Here is an 825-nt window from a genome sequence, read left to right as displayed (position 1 = left end):
AAAGAACTAAATTTGACAAAGTAGAGTTAATTGTTTTACAGGGTAATTAAACGGAATTTGGACCCGCAAATTTGCATAAGGTTTAATTATAATTTGAATATTTTACCAGGCAAATTCCCTATACCGCCATATCAAAGTGGCATTAAACGGCCGGAAATAAAATATAGGAGTATGTATGAGGTAGAAATTTCAGGTTCCCAAGAAAGACCTATCAATGTAATTCATGCATTTTCCAATCGAGAGAAAAAATATAGCCCAATTCATTATACAACTGATTAATACTTGCTGGCTTTGAAAGAAAATATGACGCACCTAACCGAAGGGCATCATCTTTATCCTTCATTTCTCTTGATGTGGTGTATATAATAATTGGAATTTCGGAATACCCGGGTAATCTCCTTATTGCGATTAAGCACTGTTTGCCTGTCCATTTGGGCATATTCCAATCAAGGAAGAGCAAATCCGGAACTTCGGTACTTATTTCAGACAACCTCTTAAACGCTGTTTCACCGTCCCGATCATACGCCGGTTCTACACGATGTTCGAAGGTATCTTGCACCATCTTAAAAAAATAGCAATCATCTTCATCATTAATCAATAAGAAACACTCTCTTAGGATGGTTCATTGCTTTTAATTGATTGTGAGTATTAGTTTTTCATTCATTTCGCATTTTTAACTCGGGGAAATATTTCCCAAGTAATTAAGGAACAATTAGACCAGTTTTTGTACATAAAAAGATCAAAAGCTATGCCAAATAATTAATTTTGTAATATAATTAATACCAACTAATTATCTCTACTTTGTCAAATTTAGTTCTTTGAATA

1 protein-coding gene is annotated in these 825 nt (G+C 33.6%); it reads right to left on the bottom strand.

The window, feature by feature from the left end:
- Positions 1-211: 211 nt before the first annotated feature.
- Positions 212-562, bottom strand: a complete 351-nt coding sequence (locus A4R26_RS11585; protein ID WP_133054637.1) for a response regulator — start codon at positions 560-562, stop codon at positions 212-214.
- Positions 563-825: the final 263 nt, after the last annotated feature.

This window comes from Niastella populi (genome assembly GCF_002078015.1).
GTDB classification, from domain to species: Bacteria; Bacteroidota; Bacteroidia; order Chitinophagales; family Chitinophagaceae; genus Niastella; species Niastella populi.
The sequence above is the reverse complement of the archived record's forward strand: the minus strand, read 5'-3'. Positions and strand labels throughout refer to the sequence as shown.